19 protein-coding genes, 1 tRNA gene and 1 other RNA gene are annotated in these 18,744 nt (G+C 72.2%); 10 read left to right on the top strand and 11 right to left on the bottom strand.

The window, feature by feature from the left end:
- Window positions 1-148: 148 nt before the first annotated feature.
- The 4 genes from AC3EQ1_RS00220 to AC3EQ1_RS00205 all read right to left on the bottom strand — a co-directional run bounded on the left by AC3EQ1_RS00220 (window position 149) and on the right by AC3EQ1_RS00205 (window position 3,946).
- A complete protein-coding gene (locus tag AC3EQ1_RS00220; protein ID WP_432092173.1) occupies window positions 149-1,393 on the bottom strand; it encodes an RNA polymerase sigma factor in 1,245 nt (414 codons plus the stop codon).
- Between the two features lie 41 nt (window positions 1,394-1,434).
- A complete protein-coding gene (locus tag AC3EQ1_RS00215; protein WP_432092172.1) occupies window positions 1,435-1,839 on the bottom strand; it encodes a YciI family protein in 405 nt (134 codons plus the stop codon).
- A 321-nt stretch (window positions 1,840-2,160) separates the two neighbouring features.
- Entirely contained in the window at window positions 2,161-3,357 is a 1,197-nt protein-coding gene (locus AC3EQ1_RS00210) for a globin domain-containing protein (protein WP_432092171.1), read from the bottom strand.
- A 145-nt stretch (window positions 3,358-3,502) separates the two neighbouring features.
- Window positions 3,503-3,946 carry an RrF2 family transcriptional regulator gene (locus AC3EQ1_RS00205; RefSeq protein WP_432092170.1) on the bottom strand — a complete coding sequence of 148 codons (444 nt, stop codon included), beginning with the start codon at window positions 3,944-3,946 and terminating at the stop codon, window positions 3,503-3,505.
- Between the two features lie 170 nt (window positions 3,947-4,116).
- On the opposite strand from AC3EQ1_RS00205, the gene AC3EQ1_RS00200 reads away from it, so the two are divergent.
- A complete protein-coding gene (locus tag AC3EQ1_RS00200; protein WP_432092169.1) occupies window positions 4,117-4,332 on the top strand; it encodes an SCO3870 family protein in 216 nt (71 codons plus the stop codon).
- A gap of 90 nt (window positions 4,333-4,422) precedes the next feature.
- Here AC3EQ1_RS00200 and AC3EQ1_RS00195 read toward each other — a convergent pair whose 3' ends face one another.
- Together AC3EQ1_RS00195 and AC3EQ1_RS00190 are read right to left on the bottom strand one after the other, a co-directional pair.
- Window positions 4,423-5,226, bottom strand: a complete 804-nt coding sequence (locus AC3EQ1_RS00195) for a hypothetical protein (protein ID WP_432092168.1) — start codon at window positions 5,224-5,226, stop codon at window positions 4,423-4,425.
- A gap of 265 nt (window positions 5,227-5,491) precedes the next feature.
- On the bottom strand, window positions 5,492-6,298 hold the full coding sequence (locus AC3EQ1_RS00190; RefSeq protein WP_432092167.1) for a class I SAM-dependent methyltransferase: 807 nt from the start codon (window positions 6,296-6,298) through the stop codon (window positions 5,492-5,494).
- Between the two features lie 247 nt (window positions 6,299-6,545).
- Between AC3EQ1_RS00190 and AC3EQ1_RS00185 the strand changes: the two genes are divergently transcribed.
- Complete coding sequence (locus AC3EQ1_RS00185) at window positions 6,546-6,740, top strand: antitoxin (protein WP_432092166.1); 195 nt, start codon at window positions 6,546-6,548, stop codon at window positions 6,738-6,740.
- A gap of 467 nt (window positions 6,741-7,207) precedes the next feature.
- On the opposite strand, the gene AC3EQ1_RS00180 is transcribed toward AC3EQ1_RS00185, so the two are convergent.
- The 5 genes from AC3EQ1_RS00180 to AC3EQ1_RS00160 all read right to left on the bottom strand — a co-directional run bounded on the left by AC3EQ1_RS00180 (window position 7,208) and on the right by AC3EQ1_RS00160 (window position 9,937).
- Window positions 7,208-7,609, bottom strand: coding sequence for a hypothetical protein (locus tag AC3EQ1_RS00180; RefSeq protein WP_432092165.1), 402 nt, complete (start codon window positions 7,607-7,609; stop codon window positions 7,208-7,210).
- Window positions 7,610-7,734: 125 nt separating this feature from the next.
- The gene (locus AC3EQ1_RS00175; protein WP_432092164.1) at window positions 7,735-8,460 is read right to left on the bottom strand and encodes an N-acetyltransferase; all 726 of its coding nucleotides are present in this window, start codon (window positions 8,458-8,460) and stop codon (window positions 7,735-7,737) included.
- A gap of 124 nt (window positions 8,461-8,584) precedes the next feature.
- Entirely contained in the window at window positions 8,585-9,007 is a 423-nt protein-coding gene (locus AC3EQ1_RS00170) for a PIN domain nuclease (protein WP_432092163.1), read from the bottom strand.
- Window positions 9,004-9,219, bottom strand: coding sequence for a type II toxin-antitoxin system VapB family antitoxin (locus AC3EQ1_RS00165; RefSeq protein ID WP_432092162.1), 216 nt, complete (start codon window positions 9,217-9,219; stop codon window positions 9,004-9,006). The genes AC3EQ1_RS00170 and AC3EQ1_RS00165 overlap by 4 nt, the downstream gene beginning before the upstream one ends.
- Before the next feature lie 633 nt (window positions 9,220-9,852).
- A tRNA-Ser gene (locus tag AC3EQ1_RS00160) sits at window positions 9,853-9,937 on the bottom strand.
- Between the two features lie 73 nt (window positions 9,938-10,010).
- On the opposite strand from AC3EQ1_RS00160, the gene ffs reads away from it, so the two are divergent.
- The 8 genes from ffs (at window position 10,011) to AC3EQ1_RS00120 (ending at window position 18,614) form a co-directional block, all read left to right on the top strand.
- Window positions 10,011-10,107, top strand: an RNA gene (gene ffs, locus AC3EQ1_RS00155) — signal recognition particle sRNA small type.
- Between the two features lie 435 nt (window positions 10,108-10,542).
- Window positions 10,543-12,951, top strand: a complete 2,409-nt coding sequence (locus AC3EQ1_RS00150; RefSeq protein ID WP_432092161.1) for a DNA polymerase III subunit gamma and tau — start codon at window positions 10,543-10,545, stop codon at window positions 12,949-12,951.
- A 372-nt stretch (window positions 12,952-13,323) separates the two neighbouring features.
- Window positions 13,324-13,632, top strand: coding sequence for a YbaB/EbfC family nucleoid-associated protein (locus AC3EQ1_RS00145; protein ID WP_388857450.1), 309 nt, complete (start codon window positions 13,324-13,326; stop codon window positions 13,630-13,632).
- A 153-nt stretch (window positions 13,633-13,785) separates the two neighbouring features.
- Window positions 13,786-14,385: a recombination mediator RecR gene (gene recR / locus AC3EQ1_RS00140; protein ID WP_351507929.1), complete on the top strand. Its 600-nt coding sequence runs from the start codon at window positions 13,786-13,788 to the stop codon at window positions 14,383-14,385.
- Window positions 14,378-15,046 carry a DUF5063 domain-containing protein gene (locus tag AC3EQ1_RS00135; RefSeq protein ID WP_351507931.1) on the top strand — a complete coding sequence of 223 codons (669 nt, stop codon included), beginning with the start codon at window positions 14,378-14,380 and terminating at the stop codon, window positions 15,044-15,046. The genes recR and AC3EQ1_RS00135 overlap by 8 nt, the downstream gene beginning before the upstream one ends.
- Window positions 15,047-15,342: 296 nt before the next feature.
- Window positions 15,343-16,617: an aspartate kinase gene (locus AC3EQ1_RS00130; protein ID WP_351507932.1), complete on the top strand. Its 1,275-nt coding sequence runs from the start codon at window positions 15,343-15,345 to the stop codon at window positions 16,615-16,617.
- Window positions 16,614-17,681 carry an aspartate-semialdehyde dehydrogenase gene (locus tag AC3EQ1_RS00125; RefSeq protein ID WP_432092160.1) on the top strand — a complete coding sequence of 356 codons (1,068 nt, stop codon included), beginning with the start codon at window positions 16,614-16,616 and terminating at the stop codon, window positions 17,679-17,681. Before AC3EQ1_RS00130 ends, AC3EQ1_RS00125 begins: the two co-directional genes overlap by 4 nt.
- A 291-nt stretch (window positions 17,682-17,972) precedes the next feature.
- Window positions 17,973-18,614 (top strand): SigE family RNA polymerase sigma factor, encoded by a 642-nt coding sequence (locus tag AC3EQ1_RS00120; RefSeq protein ID WP_388857439.1) that lies wholly within the window; start codon window positions 17,973-17,975, stop codon window positions 18,612-18,614.
- The last annotated feature ends 130 nt before the right edge of the window (window positions 18,615-18,744 follow it).

Genomic DNA, 18,744 nt, shown 5'->3' with positions numbered 1-18,744 from the left:
GACGGGCGGGCGGTCGGCTCCCGGCATTCGATCCGCCCGGTGTGCGACCCGCCCCGTGCTCGGTCCGCCCCGTGCTCGAACCGGTTGCGCCGCGCGGACGGGTGCGGGCGGCGGGGGGTGTATGCGCCACCGGGTGCTCGGCGGCGGGTCAGGGGCCGTCCGGGGGCAGCAGCCGGGCGGCCCGCATCTGGAGGTAGCGCCGCTCCGGGACGCTGAGCGTGCGCCGCGCCGCCAGGGCGAAGGCGTCCCGCGCCTCCTCACGGTCGCCCGCCTTCTCCAGCAGGTGGCCGCGTACCGCTTCGAGCCGGTGGTGGCCCGCCAGCCGGTCCTCCAGCCGGCCGACCTCGGTGAGTCCCGCCCGGGGGCCGTGCACCATGGCGACCGCGACGGCTCTGCCCAGTTCGGCCATGGGCTCGGGGGCCAGCCGCACCAGGACGTCGTACAGGGCGAGGATCTGCGGCCAGTCGGTGTCCTCGGCGCGCTCCGCCTCGTCGTGCAGCGCCGCGATGGCCGCCTGCACCTGGTACGCGCCCGCCGGGCCCTGGGACAGGGCCTCCTCCACCAGCGCGGTGCCCTCGGCGATCGCCCGCCGGTCCCAGCGGGTGCGGTCCTGTTCGTCGAGCGGGATCAGTTCGCCGTGCGGGCCGGAACGCGCGGCGCTGCGGGCCTCGGTGAGCAGTATCAGCGCCAGCAGCCCGCTCACCGGGCCCTCCCGGGGCAGCAGCCGGCGCATGGCCCGGGCCAGCCGGATCGCCTCACCGGCGAGATCGGCGCGGTGCAGCCGGCTCCCCGATGTCGCGGTGTAGCCCTCGTTGTAGATCAAGTAGAGGACCTGGAGCACCGCGGCGAGCCGCCGGTCCCGGTCCTCGGGGCCCGGCTGCCGGAACGGCACCCCCCGGATCCGCTGCTTGGCCCGGCTGATGCGCTGCGCCATCGTCGCCTCCGGCACCAGGTGCGCGCGGGCGATCTCCGCCGTGGTCAGGCCGCCCACCGCCCGGAGGGTGAGGGCGATCTGGGCGGCGGGGGTGAGATCGGGATGGCAGCAGAGGAAGAACAGGGTGAGGGTGTCGTCCTCCGACGGGGCGCGGCCGGCGCCGGGCGGGGGCGCCGTGAAGGCGTCCCGCGGGGTGAGCGCCGCGGCCGTCTCCTCGCGTCGGCGCCGGGCCTCGTCGCTGCGCAGCTGGTCCACGAGGCGCCTGGAGGCCACCCTGATCAGCCAGCCGCGCGGGTTCTCCGGCACGCCCTTCGCCGGCCACTGCTGCGCGGCGGCGAGCAGCGCCTCCTGCACCGAGTCCTCGGCCTGGTCGAAGTTGCCGTACCGGCGTACCAGCGCGCCGAGGACCTGCGGCGCGTGGCGGCGCAGCAGGTCCTCGACCTCGCTCGTACGTCTCATGGACGGCCTCGGCAAGCGTCCTGGAGGGGCGGCCGTCCGGCTCAGCAGTTTTCCTGGATGGGCCGGATGACCACCGGGTAGTCGGGGGCACCCTCGGGGACCGGGCACTGCGCGACGCGTGCCGCGATCTCGGTGACCCGCTCCAGGCTCTCGCAGTCCAGGACCCAGTACCCGGCGAGCAGTTCCTTGGTCTCGCCGTACGGGCCGTCCGTGATCACCGGGCGGCCGTCCGCACCCGCGCTCACCAGACGGGTGCCGGCGGGCTCCGCCAGGCCCTGCGCGTCGACCATCTCGCCGGTCTCCGCGAGGTCGTTGTTGATCGCCTCCATGTGGGCGAACATCGCCTGGATCTCCTTCTCGCTCCAGGCCGGGCTGTGCTCGGAGGCCTTGCCGGCCATCGCCTCGTAGTCGGCCTGGGTGCCCTGCACCATCACCAGATACTTCATGGCTCCTGCTCCCTCGGATGCGGCGTCGCCCCCGGTGGGCAACTCTCACAGGGGACGTCGGGGCCGGGGACCGGTTCTCGACACCGCGCGGAGAAAATCTTGGAACCACTCTCCGGGGCTACTCCGGACAGGGGCCGCGGGGGCCGCACAGGGGGCGCTTCACGGCCGTGGAGGGACCGGCCGGCCGTGACGGGGGCCGTGCCGGACGACGGACGGCGGTGACGGGGGTCGTGCCGGACGACGGACGGCGGTGACGAGGGTCGGTCCGGACGACGGACGGCGGTGACGGGGGTCATGCCGGACGACGGACGGCGGCGGTCCTCACCCCTCGCCGAGCCAGGAGTCCGGACCGAAGATCTCGTAGTGGATCGCGTGCGCCGGTACGCCGCGGCGCAGCAACTGGCCGCGGAGCGCGCGCAGGAACGGCGGCGGGCCGCACAGGCAGGCGGTGAGCCCGTCCGGGAGGTCGAGCGTGCCGAGGTCGGCGAGGCCCGTCGCGGCGCCGGCGGCCGGGTCGCCGGGCTCCTCGTACCAGAGGTGCAGCCGGGCGTCCGGGTGGGACGCGACCAGCCGCCGCTGTTCGTCCCGGTGCGCGTGGCCGGCCGGGGAGCGGTCGGCGTGCACCACCGTCAGCGGGCGGCGGGAGCCGGTGGCGACGAGATGGCCGAGCATGGCCAGCATCGGTGTGCTGCCGATGCCCGCGGACGCCAGCAGCAGCGGACCGTCGCCCTCCGGCAGCGTCAGATCCCCGAACGGTTCCGACACCGTGAGCACGTCCCCCACCCGGGCGTGGGCGTGCAGCCAGGACGAGACCTCGCCCTCCGGTCCCGTTCCGCCCCGGACGCGTTTGACGCTGATGCGCCACCGGTCACCGCCGGGCGCCGCGGAGAGGCTGTACTGCCGGATCTGCCGTGCGCCGTCCGGGAGATGGGACCGGACGCTGACGTACTGGCCCGGGCGGAAGGAGCCGGCGGGGCGTCCGTCGGCGCGCCGCAGCACGAGCGAGATCACGTCGGGGGTCTCCCGGTGCCGCTCCGCGATCTCCATCCGGTGCCAGACCTCGCCGTCGGCGACGCCCGCCTGCCGGTAGAGGCGGGACTCGGCGGCGATCAGTGTGTCGGCCATCAGCCAGTAGACCTCGTCCCACGCGGCGGCCACCTCGGGGGTGACGGCGTCGCCGAGCGTCTCGGCTATCGCCGCGAAGAGGTGCTCGTGGACGATCTTGTACTGGTCGGGGGTGACGCCGAGGGCCGCGTGCCGGTGCGCGATTCTGCCGATCATCGCGTCCGGCCCGGATCCGGGGCTGTCCAGCAGCATCCCGGCGAAGGCGGCGATGGAGCCCGCCAGCGCCTTCCGCTGCTCGCCGTTGGCCTGGTTGCCCCGGTTGAACAGGTCGCGCAGCAGCTCGGGGCGGGCGGTGAACAGCTTCCGGTAGAACAGCTCGGTGATCTCGCCGAGGGCGGCGCCGACGGCGGGCAGCGTGGCGCGGACGACCGGGACGGACTGCTCGGAGAGCACGGCGACTCCTAATTGGTTAATGATCTTCGTATTTTGATGGATGGGTGTCGGCCCCTGGGGGCGTGGACTGAGGTGCTGGGAGTTCGCGGCCGGATTGCGAACCGGGGCGGTGGTGGTGGGCGGGGCGCTCAGGCTCCCGGGCCGGTCACTGCGGTGGGGGGCCGGAGAGTGAGACCAGTACGGGGCCGGTGGGCGAAGCCACCAGATCGGTCACCGTCAGGGGGTCGAGCGTGGCGTAGAACGCCTCCTGGGCGTCGCGCAGCGCCCGGCGGAGCCGGCACGCCCCGCGCAGCGGGCACGGCGGATCGCCCTCGCAGGCGACGACCTCGCCCTCCCCCTCCAGCTCGCGCACCAGCCAGCCGACCGAGGCCCGCCGGCCGGTGCCGGTCAGTTCGAGGCCGCCGCCGCGGCCTCGTCGGGCCTCCAGGACGTCGAGGTGCTGCAGCCGTGTGATCGCCTTCGCCATGTGGGCGTAGGGGACGTCCATGGCCTCCGCCACCTCCCGCGTGGTCAGAGATCCGCCCTGCTCGGAGACCGCCAGGCGCATCACGGCACGGAGCGCCAGGTCGGTGAACTTAGTCAGCCGCACGCCCTGACGGTATCAAAGTTGCATCTAAGATGCCTATTTGATGCCGCCGGTGCCGCGCCCCGGCCCGTCGGCGGGCAAATGCTTCCGCGCTGCGCCGAAGTGAGAGGTAAGTTCGCTACTGGACAGGCAAGTTGACTGACGGCCGGCCCCCCACTGTTCGAAGGAGACACATGACACAGCCCGACATCGCACAGCCCCCCTTCGCGGCCCTGTGCACCTCGCTCGCGGCGCTCGGCACCGCGCTGGTGGCCCTGGCGAGCCAGCTGCGCACCGCCGGCTACGAGCAGTACGTGGAGTCCGTGGGCCACGCCGGCGGCATGATGTGGGTCACCGCGGGTCTCACCGCGTACACCTGGTACCGGCACCGTCAGCAGTACTCCGGCTGACGTCCGGCCGCGACGGCGGGCGGTCCGGGGCCGCGGCTCCCGGGCGCCCGCCGACGCCCTTCCGGGGAGCGGGGGTTCCGTCCCTCCGGGTCACCCCGGAGACGAGCACCGTGCGGGCAGCGTGACCCTGCCGGGCCGGTGCTCGAAGGTGTCCATCACGAGCCACTCGTCCAGCTCGGGGTCGTACAGATTCTGGATGCCGAACTGCAGCACTTGCCAGAACGTGCCGCGATCGCGCTGATCGACGTAGATGTCGCCGAGCGCCAGCGGGAACCGCAGGAACTTCCCCGGGGGCAGCTGCGGCACGACGACACCGACCCGCCAGTGGTTCACGTACCGGCTCGGATTCCCCTGGAGGATCTCCCGCCCGACGAACCGCGCGGTGCCGAGCTTCCGGTTCAGCGTGTCCAGATCGAAGCCCGGGATCCGGGAGCACGGATGCTCGGTCAGGCCGGGCCACTTGTAGGTCAGCGTGTAGAGCGTGCCGCGGTGGATCAGGTTGGTGAACCAGATCGGGTACTGCGGTCCTCCCGCGACCATCTGGCTGTCGCCGTCCCGCCCCTCCCAGGTGAACGGGACCGTGATGCCCAGATCCCGGACGATCCACTTCCCCCTCCCGCGGAAGTCACGCGGCAGGCGGGGCGGCCGCGGAGCCGGTGCGGTGGCGTCGTCCCCGGGGGTGGTTCCGGTTGTGGTGGCGGTTCCGGTTGTGGGTCCCGTTGTGGTTGCGGTTCCGGCCGGCGACGCGGCGGGCCCCGTAGCCGCGGTGGCGGGCGGCGGCGTGGCCCCGGCCCGCGTACCGGCGCCGGCCGGTGACAGCGTCGCCGAGGCGAGGGCGATGACCCCGGCGAGAACCGCCGACACCGCCGCCCGGCGAGTGAGTGTCCGACCCATGGTCTCCCTCGGCTGTCACGTCGAGCGCCGTCGTGGCGCGGGGGTGGAACGCGGCGATGCTGCCCGGTCGCCATGTGTGGGGCGAGAGGTGTTCAGGCACGGCGCTGAAGAGGCGTCAAGTGGGACACTTCGTATCAGACGGTGGGCGGGGTTCCGGGAGAGGCGAGCCGCCGCCACCACCACGCTGCGTGGTCTTTCCCCTGTACGGCGGGGGGCCCGCTCCGGACGGCCTCGCGGGCCGGGCCGTCATCACCACTCCGCCGCGTCAGCTCTTCCGCGCTTCGATGAGGAAGCGCTGTGAGTGGGCCACGAACGGGCCGTGGCGCTCCATGAAGCCGTGGAGCTCCGCCAGACGCTCGCGATAGGCGTCGACCGTGAAGCCGGGGACGATCCAGATCACCTTGCGGAGGAAGTGGACCACGGCGGCGATGTCGTGGAACTCCATCCGCAGGGCCTCCTGGCGCAGGTCGACGACCCGCAGCCCCGCCGCCTCCGCGGTGCTTGCCGCCGCGATCGGGGTGGCGCCGGCGGTGGTCGCGAGCGGACCGGGTGAGGAGTGGGCCGAAGCCAGCTGCGGCCCCATCATGAACTCGGTCAGCTCGCGCACCGACCCGGAGCCCACCTGCTGGGACAGGTAGGTGCCGTCCGGCCGCAGGACCCGGCGGATCTCGTCCCAGCGGGTCACCACCGGATGCCGGCTGACGACCAGGTCGAAGCGGTCCGACGGGAACGGAAGGCCGGCCCTGTCGTCCACCTCCGCGACCGTCGCGCCGAACCGGGCCAGATTGCGCCGGGCGATGTCCACGTTCGGTGGCCACGACTCCGTCGCGGCCACCACCGGCGGGGCGACCGGGAGCGAGGCCAGGACCTCGCCGCCGCCGGTCTGGATGTCCAGCGCCGCCTCGGCCGTCGCCGCCCGGTCCGCGAGCAGCCGCGCATAGCCCCAGGACGGGCGCTGCTCGGTCGCGCGACCGGTGAACCAGGAGAAGTCCCAGCCCTCCGTGGGGCCGGCCGCGCCTTCAGCGAGGAGATCTTCGAACCGGGACGGCCGGCGGGATGCGCAACGGGACATCCGGCGAGGCTGGCAGACGCCGCGGCCGTCCGCACCGGAGTTTCGACGGCGGTGGCCCGCCCCGGCATCTGTGGCCCGGTGAGTGAGCCGCGAGCGAGCCGGGGGCGACCGGCCGGGCGGCGTCCCTGTCCTCTCGTCGCAGGTCGGACCGCATGATCGGCACACGCGGATGCGAACCGCGCGGCATGCGGTGACCCTGGAGGGGAGGGGGCCGGTGGGGTGGGGCGTAGCGGCGAGGAGGACGAACATGTCCATGATGGACAAGCTCAAGAACATGCTGAAGGGGCACGAGGACCAGGCGAGCAAGGGCGTCGACAAAGCGGGCGACATGGCCGACGACCGGACGCAGGGCAAGCACCGTCGCCAGGTCGACACCGGTCAGGACAAGCTCAAGGACCAGCTCGGCGGGGACCAGGGGCAGGACCGGCCGCCCCAGCCCTGACAGCCGACCCTGACAGCACCTTCCCGTCAACCCACCCGTCTCCGAGGCCTGTTGACCGCATCGCGCCTCGCCGGGGCGTCCGGTCCGGCAGGCGGCTGCGGGCAGCTCCCCGGCGGTCGGCGGCCTGCTGCCGGGCCCGCGAGGCGCCGGCGGTGCGGGCTGCTGCCACCTGCGCGGAACCGGTGACAGAAGCCCGCTGCGGCACCCCGCCGCGGCGTGCCGGCTGCGGCACTCCGCGGCGGCGCCGGACGGGGACGGAAACGCAGAGGGCCGGGGCCCGGACTGTACGTGCGGTCCGGGCCTCCGGCTGCGTTGCCGCAGGCCGTCGTGCTCAAGCGTCTGCGAACCCTCCGTGAGCCGGCCGGCCTGTCGGCAGATGGGCGGGTCGTCGGTGTCCCGAGGTCCGAAGCCGCGCGGCCGAGCCATGCGGCCGGATCAGTCGGTCCGGCTCGGAACCGGCGGCGGCGTCAGGCCCCGAGTTCGCGCCGCAGCTCATGGGTGAGCCGGCGCAGGAGCTCGACCGTCTCGGCGTGCTCCTCGGCACTCATGGTCGGCCGGGTGTGGAACACCCGGCGGGCGAGGCGGTCGGTGAGCTCGACGGTGCCGGCCGCGCACAGGAGGTGGAGAGCGGAACGGCCGTCCTGGAGACGCAGCGCCAACTCGTTGATGCCAGGCCCGTCGTCGCCTTCGCGTCGACCACGCAACTGCTCGAAAAGTTGGCTTCCCGCGGTGGTGAAGTCGACGGCGGCCCTGAGTTTCTGCTCCCGCACCCACAGACGGTCCTGTCGGCGTCCCGTGAACCACGAGCCCAGGCCGACCCCCAGCAGGCTCGCCCCGGCCCCGATGACAACGGCGAGTATCTCTGCCACGGCGCTTCCCCCCTGCTCCATCGCCCCGGCATCGGAACATACCCCTTGCCGATGCAGGCGATGGGCGAAGACCGATCTTCAGCGCCGCGGCCTCAGCCGGCCCGGGGACGGCCGCCGTGGCGGACTCACACGTCGGGTTCGGTGTAGACCGCGTGGTCCTGCGCGGTGTCGCAGTGCACCGTGGCCAGGGCGCCCGGCACCTCGACGGTGCCGTCGCGATCGAAGGGCAGGCCCGTCCACGCCCGCCACTGGGCCAGGGAACCGCTGACCGTCATCGACGCCGGAGCGACCTTCTCGATGGTGCCCCCGGCCCGGACGTGAACCCGCAGCCAAGGGTCGCTCGGCAGACCGTCGTTGCGCTGTCGGCGGATGTACTCCGCCATGGGGACGCGCGGTTGCAGGTGCTTGGCCGTCGGACGGACCGGTGCCAGCAGCACGTCATGGCCCTGCCGATCGACCGCGGTCCGCATCGCGGTCAGCATGCGGGAGGACAGCCCGCGGCCGAGATAGCCGGTGTCCACCGTGATTTCGAGCGCGCTCGCCGTCGTCGGGGAGTTCCCGTGGCGCCGGTCGGTGAACGCCCACCCCAGGACGCGGTCCCACCCCTGGTCCGGCATGTCCTCGCGGCCCGCGAGCGCGGTGCTGAACGGCACGCTGAGGCCACGCGCCACCACGCGGTCGCCGTCCGTCGCCACGACGCAGTACTGCGGGAAGTCCTCGGGAACCCGGTGGAGCAGGGCACCGGCGACCTGGTCCTGCGGTATGAACGCCGGCCGGCTCTCGGTGATCTCGTAGACCCGACCGATCAGCGACGGGCGCTCGTCGAGCGCGGTGATCTCGATGTCTGACACGGCGGGAACATCCCACAGGGAGTGCGCCGCGGGTACGGAATATGTGACCGGGGCGACGGAGGCCTCCGTGGACCCCGGCGGCGGTTCCGGCCGGCTCTGCACGAGGCCGGACGGCCCAGGGGCCTCACTTGCCGGCGTCCGGCCCGTACCACTGAAGGGGCTGTCCGGTCACAGCGGCGATCTGTTCGAAGTCGTGGTCGCGGTGGAGGAGGGTGAGTCCCTGCAGTTCGGCGGTGGCGGCCACCACGAGATCGACGGCTCCGGCACTGCGGTGCCGTCCGCGTTCGGTCAGGGCTTCCTGTACCTGCCACGCCCGGTCGTACGCCCGGGCGTCCACGGGCACCCACCCGAAGACGAGGTGCAGATCCTCGACTCCACGAGAGCGGTCCTCCGCGGAGCGGGCGCTGTAGAAGAATTCGAGCTCAGTGATCGGGCAGGTCGCGATGAGCCCGGCCGCCGCGGCCTGATCCCAGCCGTACTGCTCCGCGTCGCCGCGCAGGAACCGCGCGAGGGCACTGGTGTCGATGAGAAATTGTGCCGAGCTCACCGACGGTAGTTCCCCTTGTCCTCGAGCAGGTCCAGGTCGAAGGCGCCCTCCGTCGCGGCGCTGCGCAGACGTGCCAGAGCCAGTGCCCGCCTCCGGGTGTCCAGCACCTCCCGCAGGGCGCTGTTGACCGTGTCCTTCTTGGTGCTCGTGCCGAGAGCCCGGGCGACTTCGGACAGCAACGCGTCGTCCAGGTCGATCACAGTCCGGCTCATCGGGACCTCCTGTATATCGACAGATGTATCAAGTATATCCGCCGCCATGCATCCGGGGGCTCGGCCGAAGGAGGAAGGGGCATAGGGCGTCCTCGGCGCGCTGTGCGGGCGAGGTCGAGCGTCGAGCCGCCGCCGTCGCGTTCACTCCTGCCGGTGCATTCGCCGTGCAGGCGGGTGGCTGCTCTTCTTACGGACAGGCGTGTGCCGCCCGGCGGGCCGGACCGTCCGACGTGAGGCGGCCTGTGCGCCTGTGGCGGCCCACCCAGGGCTTCGCCGACCGAGGCCGCGGTGACTGTCTTCGGCAGTTGCGTCCACGTCGGGCGAGTGCCGGTTCGCAGGTCCTCCGTGGGGGAGTTGATCTGTCCGCACGATGCCGGTGCGAGATTTTCGGCCGGCCGGGCACTCCCGCCTTTCTGTGACGCTCGCCACAACGGGCCTCCGTGTCCCGGATGTTGCGATCCGGTGCGATCGTGAGCGGATCCCGGGCGTGCTTCCGGCGCGCGCATCTCCCCGGCCGACGGCCCTCGGGGGCCGCAATAGGGCGGCGACGCGCCCCGGGCAGTGCCGCGGGCCCACGGCGGGCGGATCAACGACGAAGGCCCCGACCGTGACCGGTCGGGGCCTTCCATCAGGCGGAGGATACGAGATTCGAACTCGTGAGGGGTTGCCCCCAACACGCTTTCCAAGCGTGCGCCCTAGGCCTCTAGGCGAATCCTCCGCGGCAAACAATACAAGACGCGGAGGAGTGCTCGCGAACTCGTTCCCACCCGTTCCGATCCGCTAGGGTGGGGCGCAGCCCCCCACGCGGCGCTATCTCACCGAACTCCCCCAGGGCCGGAAGGCAGCAAGGGTAAGTGAGCTCTAGTGGGTGCGTGGGGGGCCCTTTGCTGCCCGGGCTCCGCCCCCGAGGTGTTCCGTGTCCCGGCTGCTCCGGCGGTTGCTCCCGCGCGCACTCCGGCCGTCGTTCCGCGAGGCCCCCGGCCGACGTTCCGCGGTCACCGGACTCTCGTCCTCGATCGCCGAGGTCTCGTTCCGTGATCACTGAGGTCTCGTCCCGCGATCGCCGGGCTGTCGTACCGCCGGGACCCGATCTTCTTCCGTGAGCGCCCTGGCCGTCGTTCCGGCGGGCGCGGCTCCGCTCCGGGGGCGTTTGCTTCGCCGGCTCCATTCCGATTCCGTTCCGAATGTGTCCGCTTCGCCGCCCCTCGCCCCCTGCCTCCGGCGGAGTCCGGGAGTGTCCGGCCGGGCGTGGTGGGCCGGGGCCGGCCACCCGTGGTCGGCGGGGGCGGCTCGTTGTCGGTGCGGGCCGATATCGTCGTATGCGTGTCGTCCCTCGCGCTCTACCGCCGTTACCGCCCCGAGTCCTTCGCCGAGGTCATTGGGCAGGAGCATGTCACCGATCCGCTGCAGCAGGCGCTGCGGAACAACCGGGTCAACCACGCGTATCTCTTCAGTGGTCCGCGCGGCTGCGGCAAGACGACCAGCGCCCGCATCCTCGCCCGCTGTCTGAACTGCGTGCAGGGGCCCACCCCGACGCCCTGCGGTGAGTGCCAGTCCTGCCAGGACCTGGCGCGGAACGGGCCGGGTTCGATCGACGTCATCGAGATCGACGCCGCGTCCCACGGTGGTGTGGACGACGCCCGGGAGCTGCGCGAGAAGGCCTTCTTCGGACCGGCGTCGAGCCGGTACAAGATCTACATCATCGATGAGGCGCACATGGTCACCTCGGCGGGGTTCAACGCCCTGCTGAAGGTGGTCGAGGAGCCGCCGGAGCACCTGAAGTTCATCTTCGCGACGACCGAGCCGGAGAAGGTCATCGGCACGATCCGTTCGCGGACCCACCACTACCCGTTCCGGCTCGTGCCGCCCGGCACCCTGCGCGACTACCTCGGCGAGGTGTGCGGGCGGGAGCGGATCCCGGTGGACGACGGCGTGCTCCCGCTGGTCGTGCGCGCGGGCGCGGGTTCCGTCCGGGACTCGATGTCCGTGATGGACCAGCTCCTCGCCGGTGCGGGTGAGGAGGGTGTGACGTATGCCATGGCCACCGCCCTCCTCGGCTACACCGACGGTTCGCTGCTGGACAGCGTGGTGGACGCGTTCGCCGCGGGCGACGGCAGTGCCGCGTTCGAGGTGGTGGACCGGGTCATCGAGGGCGGCAACGACCCCCGGCGCTTCGTCGCCGACCTGCTGGAGCGCCTGCGTGACCTGGTGATTCTCGCGGCGGTTCCGGATGCCGCGGAGAAGGGCCTGATCGACGCCCCGGCCGATGTCGTGGAGCGGATGCAGGCCCAGGCCTCCGTCTTCGGCCCGGCCGAGCTCAGCCGGGCGGCCGACCTGGTCAACGAGGGCCTCACCGAGATGCGCGGTGCCACGTCGCCGCGGCTGCAGCTCGAGCTGATCTGCGCGCGTCTGCTGCTGCCCGCGGCCTTCGACGACGAGCGTTCGGTGCAGGCCCGGCTGGAGCGGCTGGAGCGCGGCGTCGCCGCGGGCGGGGCGGTGGCCGGAGCGGGCGCCGGTCCCGCGATGGGATACGTGCCGGGGCCCCAGGCCCATGGAGCACCGGAAGGCGCACCGGCCGGCGAGTCGGCACCTGCGGCACCTGCGGCACCCGCGGGTCCAGCAGGCCCGGCGGCAGCCCGTGCGGCGCTGCCCGGCAAGGGCCCCGCGGCGGGCGGCGGCCGGCCCGCGGCTCCGGAGGGTTCCGAGGGCGAGAGCACGGGCGGGCAGCGCCCGGGGGCATGGCCCGGCGCCGGGGGCGCGGGAGCGGCGCCCGGCGCGGACGTCGGCGCCCCGCCCGAGGCGCCCCCGGCCCAGGGCGACGCCGCAGGACCGCGCCCCGGGGCCTGGCCCACGGGCGGACCGTCCGGCGCGGGCGCCGGTGCTCCGCAGGGCGCCGCGGACCGGCCCGGTGAGGGTGCGGCGGCGCAGCAGCGCCCGGGCGCCTGGCCGACCGCCGCCTCGTCCGACGCGACCGGCGGGGCCGGCGGGGCGGGGCGCAGGCCCGGTGGCTGGCCCACGGCGGGTACGCCTGGGCAGGGCGGAGGCCCGGCCCAGGCTCCGGCGGCGAGCGGCCCCGCGCCGTCGAGTGCTCCCGTGCCGTCGGGTGGCTCCGTGGCGCCGTCGGCGGCGCAGGGCGCCGTCCAGGTCCGTCAGATGTGGCCGGACATTCTCGAGGCGGTCAAGAACCGGCGCCGCTTCACCTGGATCCTGCTGAGCCAGAACGCCCAGGTCGCGGGCTTCGACGGCACCACGCTCCAGCTCGCCTTCTCCAACGCGGGCGCCAGGGACAGCTTCGTCAGCGGTGGCAGTGAGGACGTGCTGCGGCAGGCGCTGAGCGAGTCGCTCGGCTTGCAGTGGCGGGTCGAGGCGATCGTCGATCCGTCCGGTGGCGGCGGTTCCCAGGGCGGCGGCTCCGCGGGCCCGGGTCAGGGGCCCGGTCCCGGCTTCGGCGGCGGCGGGGCACCGCGCCCGGCCGCCCCGGCGCCGGCCCCCCAGCAGCCCGTCCGCCCGGCGGCGCCCGCGCCGGAGGTCGCCCCGCCCCCGGCGGCACCGGAGCCGCGGCCACGCCCCGAGGCGGGTGCCTACGGGGCCCCGGAGCGTCCGCCGGTCTCCCTGGAGGACGACCTCCCGGAGGCGGACGACCCGGACCTCGACGAGTCGGCGCTCAGCGGCCACGACCTGATCGTCCGCGAGCTCGGCGCGACCGTGGTCGAGGAATTCAGCCACGAGTAGCGCCACGGGTGGGGCCACGAGCAGCGCCTCGCGTGGCTCGGCGTGCCCCGCCCGCCGGGCCCCGGGAGGCTGCCCGGCGGGGACTCCACCCACCGGCCGCCCGACTCCGCCACCCGGCACGGGCCCGCCCCGGACCCGGCGGGGACCGGCTCGGGGGACCGGCTCCGGCACCTGCCGGCGCCCCGGCCCCGCACTCCGCACCGGCGGTCCGACCCCCGCACCGGCGCCCCGGCTCCCGTACCGGCCCCCGCACCAGGCGTCTTCGTACGGCGTAGGGCGCGGGGCCCGGTGAGCACGTAGGCTCGGGCTACTGGAACAAACGTCGTCGAGTGCCAGGAGCAAGCCGTGATTCCCGGTGGTCAGCAGCCCGATATGCAGCAGCTGCTTCAGCAGGCCCAGAAGATGCAGCAGGACCTCGCCGCGGCCCAGCAGGAGCTGGCCGAGACCCCTGTCGAGGGTTCCGCGGGCGGCGGGCTCGTCAAGGCCACGGTCACCGGAGCCGGTGAGCTCCAGGGCCTGGTCATCGACCCGAAGGCCGTGGATCCTGATGACACGGAGACCCTCGCGGATCTGGTTCTCGCGGCCGTCCGCGATGCCAACAACGCCGCGCAGGAACTCCAGCAGCAGAAGCTGGGGCCGCTCGCGCAGGGCCTCGGCGGCATGCCGGGGATGCCTTTCTGATCCGGCTCCGGCCGGAGCGGCGCGGTTCGTGGCCGTGCCCGGTCCGTTCGCCCGGAACCGGAATCGGAACCGGCCGGTGAGCCGGTTCTGATCCGGACCTTAGAACGGATCAACTAGCGTACGCACCAGGAAAGAAGAAGGAGACGGCGTTCCGTGTACGAAGGCGTGGTCCAGGACCTCATCGACGAGTTGGGCAGGCTGCCCGGCGTCGGTCCCAAGAGCGCGCAGCGGATCGCCTTCCACGTCCTCCAGGCCGAGCCGGCCGACGTCCGTCGGCTCGCCCACGCACTGACCGAGGTCAAGGCCAAGGTCCGGTTCTGTTCCGTCTGCGGGAACGTCGCGCAGGAGGAGCAGTGCCGGGTCTGCCAGGACCCGCGCCGGGACCGGGCGGTCATCTGCGTCGTGGAGGAGCCGAAGGACGTCGTCGCGATTGAGCGGACCCGTGAGTTCCGCGGCCGCTATCACGTGCTCGGCGGGGCGATCAGCCCCATCGAGGGCGTGGGCCCGGACGACCTGCGGATCCGGGAACTGCTGGCCAGGCTCGCCGACGGTGTCGTCACCGAGCTGATCCTGGCCACCGACCCGAATCTCGAGGGGGAGGCGACCGCCACCTACCTCGCCCGCATGGTCAAGCCCATGGGCCTGAAGGTCACGCGACTGGCCAGCGGGCTCCCCGTCGGGGGAGACCTGGAGTACGCCGACGAGGTCACGCTGGGGCGTGCCTTCGAAGGGAGACGACTTCTCGATGTCTGACGCCACGCTCCACGACAGCAAGCAGGACCCGGACGACTTCGCCGTCCAGATCGCCGACCAGGTCGAGAGCTTCATCGTCGCGGTCACGGAAGTGGCGAAGGGCGACGAGCCGGGCAGCGCGATCCCGTATCTCCTGCTGGAGGTGTCCCAGCTGCTCCTGGCGGGCGGCCGGCTGGGGGCGCACGAGGACATCGTCCCGGACGAGCGGTACGAGACGGACGCCGGCCCGGAGCCGGACGACGTCGACGAGCTGCGGGAACGCTTCGCCCTGCTGCTGGACCCGGCGGACGTCTACTCCGAGGTCTTCGACCCGTACGTGCCCCGCAGCGAGCCGGTGGCCTGCCGGATCTCCGACGACCTCGCCGACATCATCACCGACCTGCGGCACGGCATGGCCCACTACCGGGCGGGCCGGGTGACCGAGGCGCTGTGGTGGTGGCAGTTCTCGTACTTCTCCAACTGGGGGCCGACAGCCTCCGCGGCGCTCCGCGCCCTGCAGTCGCTGCTCGCCCACATCCGCACCGAGAGCCCGCTCGACGAGCTGGACGGGCTGGACACGGACACCGTCGCGGTGGCCGATGTGTCGCTGGAGGAGGAGGCGGGCCGGGTGATGGCCCAGGAGATCGCCGCCCCGCTGGGCGTCCGTCCGGTCCGCAGCTGAGCCCCGTACCGGGCCTTGCGCTGCGGGAGCCGGCCCAGGCCGCCGGGTACCCCGTATGCGCGCGCTCACGGCACACCGCCGTGTGAACTGGGTTACGTTTCCGTGTGCTCTGCCCTCCAGCGGGCAGGGGCCTTGCCGGAGCGGGCTCGGAAAGGCAGCGCGCCTGTGATCACGTGGTGAACCTCGGGTCTCACCATGCGATACCAGGGTGGCTCTTTTCCCCTGCTCGATAGACTGAGCCGACCGAAGGATCCTGATTCGGGGTCCCCGGAAGACAAGAGTTGCGAGGAGCGCACGTGGGCCTTGTCGTGCAGAAGTACGGCGGCTCCTCCGTTGCTGATGCCGAAGGCATCAAGCGCGTCGCCAAGCGGATCGTCGAAGCCAAGAGGAGCGGCCACCAGGTGGTCGTCGTGGTTTCGGCGATGGGTGACACGACGGACGAGCTGATCGATCTCGCTGCGCAGGTATCCCCGATCCCTGCCGGACGAGAGTTCGACATGCTGCTGACCGCCGGAGAGCGAATCTCCATGGCGCTGCTGGCGATGGCGATCAAAAACCTGGGTCACGAGGCCCAGTCGTTCACCGGCAGCCAGGCCGGCGTCATCACCGACTCGGTCCACAACAAAGCGCGGATCATCGACGTCACGCCGGGCCGTATTCAGCAGTCCGTCGACGAGGGCAACATCGCCATCGTCGCCGGTTTCCAGGGTGTGTCCCAGGACAAGAAGGACATCACCACGCTGGGGCGGGGCGGCTCGGACACCACCGCGGTGGCACTGGCCGCCGCGCTGAACGCCGAGGTCTGTGAGATCTACACCGATGTCGACGGTGTGTTCACCGCCGATCCGCGGGTGGTCAAGAAGGCCCGCAAGATCGATTGGATCTCGTTCGAGGACATGCTGGAGCTGGCCAGCTCCGGGTCCAAGGTGCTGCTGCACCGGTGCGTCGAGTACGCACGCCGTTACAACATTCCGATCCACGTCCGGTCGTCGTTCTCCGGCCTCCGGGGCACGTGGGTCAGCAACGAACCGCGAGGGGACGACCAGCCGATGGAGCAGGCGATCATTTCGGGGGTTGCCCACGACACGTCCGAGGCCAAGGTCACGGTCGTCGGGGTGCCGGACAAGCCGGGCGAGGCCGCGACGATCTTCCGTGCGATCGCGGACGCCGAGATCAACATCGACATGGTGGTGCAGAACGTCTCGGCCGCGTCGACCGGCCTGACCGACATCTCCTTCACCCTGCCGAAGACCGAGGGCCGCAAGGCCATCACGGCTCTGGAGCGGACGAAGAACGCCATAGGGTTCGAGTCCCTGCGCTACGACGACCAGATCGCCAAGATCTCGCTGGTCGGCGCGGGCATGAAGACCAACCCGGGCGTCACCGCCGGCTTCTTCGAGGCCCTGTCCAACGCCGGGGTCAACATCGAGCTGATCTCCACCTCGGAGATCCGTATCTCCGTCGTCACCCGTGCCGACGACGTCAACGAGGCCGTGCGCGCGGTGCACACCGCCTTCGGCCTCGACAGTGAGAGCGACGAGGCCGTCGTCTACGGAGGTACCGGGCGATGACTTCCGCCCCCGGGCGCAAGCCCACCCTGGCTGTCGTCGGCGCCACCGGCGCCGTCGGCACCGTGATGCTCGGCATTCTCTCGGAGCGTGCCGACATCTGGGGCGAGATCCGCCTCATCGCCTCACCGCGCTCGGCGGGCAAGAAGCTCGTCGTCCGCGGTGAGGAGGTCGAGGTCGTCGCGCTGAGCGAGGAGGCGTTCGAGGGCGTCGACGTCGCGATGTTCGACGTGCCGGACGAGGTCTCGGCCGAGTGGGCGCCGGTCGCCGCCGCCAAGGGCGCGGTCGCCGTCGACAACTCCGGCGCCTTCCGGATGGACCCGGACGTCCCGCTCGTGGTCCCCGAGGTGAACGCCCGCGCCGCGCGGGTCCGCCCGAAGGGCATCATCGCGAACCCCAACTGCACCACCCTGTCGATGATCGTCGCGATGGGCGCGCTGCACTCCGAGTGGGGCCTGTCCGAACTGATCGTCTCCTCCTACCAGGCCGTTTCCGGCTCGGGCAAGGAAGGCGTCGACACCCTCCGGGACCAGCTCGCCAAGGTGACGGGCACGGACCTGGGCACCCAGCCCGGCGATGTGCGCCGCGCGGTGGGCGAGTTCGGCCCGTACCCGGCGCCGATCGCGCTCAACGTGGTGCCGTTCGCCGGTTCGCTGAAGGACGACGGCTGGACCTCCGAGGAGCTCAAGGTCCGCAACGAGTCGCGGAAGATCCTGGGCCTGCCCGACCTGCGGGTCACGGCGACCTGTGTCCGCGTCCCGGTGGTCACCACGCACTCGCTGACCGTGCACGCGCGGTTCGAGAGCGAGGTCTCGGTCGCCAAGGCGCACGAGATCCTGAGCGGCGCGCCCGGTGTGGTGCTGTGCGACAACCCGGCGCAGGGCGAGTTCCCGACTCCGGCGGACGTCGTGGGCACCGACCCGACCTGGGTGGGCCGGGTGCGGCGCTCCCTGGACGACCCGCAGGCGCTCGAGCTCTTCGTGTGCGGTGACAACCTCCGCAAGGGCGCCGCGCTGAACACCGCTCAGATCGCCGAGGTCGTCGCCGCGGAGCTCACCTCCGCGTAGCCCCGTGACGGGTGACTCCCCGACAGTCTGTGAAGGTTATGTGATCAAGTCGTTGGTCCGTACCCTTGAACTGGGCTGACGATCTGTTCGACTATTCGCTCCCCACTCACTGCAACCGGCGGTGGGTGGGGAGCGTCTTTGCTGCCGTCGCTCGGAGTCGCTGAATTAATTGGGGCATTTGGGAAGAACGGTGCGCATGAGGGCATGTAGTGCTTTGTCGAAAGCGGTGGCTCACGCGTACAACCCTCAGGGGGGGAAGCGTGTCCAACAAGCGTGGCAGAAGTACTCGGCATGGCAGCGCCCCACGGGGGCGGCACGGCGGTCCTGCGACCGCTCCGTCCTCGCGCGACCGGTGGAATGCCGGTGATCGCGCCCATGCCCGCTGCGCAGACCACCCACGTACCGTCGCAGCGCGAGGGCGCTGACGAGGCGATGACCGCGGGTACCACAGTCGATCACCTCACCGAGACCTACCGTGCCCACTACCGGTCCCTGCTCGGTCTCGCCGCCCTCCTCCTCGACGACACGGCCTCGTGCGAGGACGTCGTGCAGGAGGCGTTCATACGCGTGCATTCCGCGCGTAGTAGGGTCCGCGACCCGGAGAAGACTCTCGCCTATCTCAGGCAGACGGTCGTCAACCTGTCCCGCTCCGCGCTGCGCCGCCGCATCCTCGGGCTGAAGCTGCTGTCCAAGCCGATGCCCGACATGGCGAGCGCCGAGGAGGGGGCGTACGAGCAGCTGGAGCGCGACCAATTGATCAAGGCGATGCGCGGACTGCAGCGCCGGCAGCGCGAGGTCCTCGTGCTGCGCTACTTCGCCGACATGACCGAGGCCCAGGTGGCCGAGACGCTCGGGATATCGCTGGGTTCGGTCAAGGCGTACGGCTCGCGGGGCATCGCGGCGCTCCGCGTCGCCATGGAGGCTCCGGCATGAGCGAGCAGCAGCACGGGCCGGAGAGAGAACCCGAGGCGTGCGTCCGGGGACGCGAGGGGTCCTCCGGTCCGGAGCGCGGGGTGTCCGACGCCGAGCGTGAGTCGTCCGTTCCGGTGCAGGGGACGTCCGT

This window comes from Streptomyces sp. bgisy100, assembly GCF_057709105.1.
This window is presented reverse-complemented; position numbering and strand designations above follow the sequence as displayed.